We start from the raw sequence: 1,743 nt of genomic DNA on the forward strand, positions 1-1,743 counted from the left end.
GACGGTCCTCAACGACCTAGACAACTTCGATCCATTCCCTTCCGCCCGATCCGGGATGGCCATCCCGGATCGGGCATCTCTTACTGAACCAAACGGCTTGGAAAGTCATAAGACAAGACAACCCCATCAACCTGCCCGCCCACAAGGCCGCCGGCGTGCGCGACGCGATTGAGGCCGCAGGCGCGAGCCTGCTCATGTCGCCCTACAGTCCCGACTTCAATCCGTGTATGGATGGCTCCTGCGGGTCAAGGGTGTCGGATCGGATTTGGCGAACAGGTCGGTTGCGGCCATGTATACGGCGTCTGAATGTACAACGGTGCGCGCCCTGATGAATATCCGCTTGGAGAACAGGTCCCACTCAATCGAACGTGCTCGAGGCGCTTCGGATTGATCGGGGTGTCCTGGTTCTTCGTCTCCGCTTGTTCGCCACCACCTCACTTTGCCCTGACCATTCCGAGAGCCTGTCAGGCGGCCTGCGGCTCGTAACGCGATCCGTCCCTGAGGTCGGCGAAGCTTGTTCTTGCCATGCGATGCGCCAAAGCGATGGCGACCACCTTCGTTTTCTTCCGGATCAGCATGCTCGATAGCCAATCCGACCCCGGCTCGCGCTTGAGTCTACGTCTGACCATGATCTGCGGCCATGGCGCCGAGGTACAGCAATCGTCGGATATAACGATTGCCCATCTTCGAGATCCGGCCCACCCTCTGCTTGCCTCCGGTGGAGTGCGGTTTGGGTGTGAGGCCGAGCCAAGCGGCATAGTCCCTCGCAAGTCGAAATTGTCGACATCCGGCGTCGTCGTCGCAATGATCGTCGCCGATAGCATGCCCACGCCTGGGATCGTAGCCAGACGCTGGCTTGTCTCGCTTTGCGCGTAGGTCTCTTCGATCTCGTCGGTCAGCCGATCGATCCGCTTGTTCGCGCTCCGAAGACAGGTCACCAGGCGGACGCAGCTGGTTCGCTAGCGTTCGCGGCTGAAGAACCTGATCCAGTCGATACTCCACGCACATCTGATCCCGCCATGTCCGCATGGGAACCTCGTCGGGGTAAGAGGCTGCTACGAGAAGTTTTTGGGCGCACGCATGATCGACGATATGCTTCCAGCCCATCGCGATCCCTTGCCCCCCGATCGCAGCCTGCACGACGAGACTGTAGTCGTTCAAATGCAGTCCATCCTGCGATGGTTTGACATGAGACGGCCTTGCTCGCAAACCAGTCTGCCCAGCTCGGCCGCGGGCGATGGGGTTCATCAAAGATGAATGAGAGGCTGCTGCGCAAGAGCACTCGGGCTTAGTGGCCCACCCACGAGCTTCAGGCGATGAACCCATCCTACACGATGGCAATTGCGTCGGTTATGTGACCTCCCGCGGATTTGGCCACCGCGTCAGCGAGAGTCTGGCAATGGGCTATGTGCCCGTCGAGCTCGCCAAGCAGGGCCTTGAGGTGACAGTTGAAGTCCTGGGCCATTTTCGTAAGGCTGTCGTTGCCGCTGTTCCGGTCGGTTTGCCCATTGGCAGCGTTCAATGGGAGCATTGCGCCCCTTGGACCGCACTCACACCTGGAACCTATTAGGCTTCGCGCATTTTGCCAAAGCCCACTCACTATGATATGATCAACGCGCACCCTTACCGAAAACGGACCTGGATGATACCCAGCGGTCCATCGAACTGCGCGCGCCACTGCTCGCCAGGCTTCACGGGCTGGCCATTTGTCCAAGACCCTGTCGTCACCAGATCGCCGGCCTG

General features: G+C 59.8%; 1 protein-coding gene and 3 pseudogenes. 3 read left to right on the top strand and 1 reads right to left on the bottom strand.

What is annotated here, in order from left to right:
• Window positions 1–128 precede the first annotated feature (128 nt).
• Window positions 129–224 (top strand): annotated as a pseudogene (locus OHD58_RS30420) (IS630 family transposase); the annotation flags it as partial.
• A gap of 240 nt (window positions 225–464) precedes the next feature.
• Here the strand turns inward: OHD58_RS30420 and OHD58_RS30425 are convergent.
• Window positions 465–911 (bottom strand): annotated as a pseudogene (locus OHD58_RS30425) (transposase); the annotation flags it as partial.
• A 7-nt stretch (window positions 912–918) separates the two neighbouring features.
• Between OHD58_RS30425 and OHD58_RS30430 the strand changes: the two are divergent.
• Window positions 919–1,053 (top strand): annotated as a pseudogene (locus OHD58_RS30430) (IS110 family transposase); the annotation flags it as partial.
• Window positions 1,054–1,291: 238 nt separating this feature from the next.
• Window positions 1,292–1,570 carry a glycine cleavage T C-terminal barrel domain-containing protein gene (locus OHD58_RS30910; protein ID WP_354494855.1) on the top strand — a complete coding sequence of 93 codons (279 nt, stop codon included), beginning with the start codon at window positions 1,292–1,294 and terminating at the stop codon, window positions 1,568–1,570.
• The last annotated feature ends 173 nt before the right edge of the window (window positions 1,571–1,743 follow it).

Source organism: Mesorhizobium sp. ZC-5 (genome assembly GCF_025753855.1).
Lineage (GTDB): Bacteria > Pseudomonadota > Alphaproteobacteria > Rhizobiales > Rhizobiaceae > Neomesorhizobium.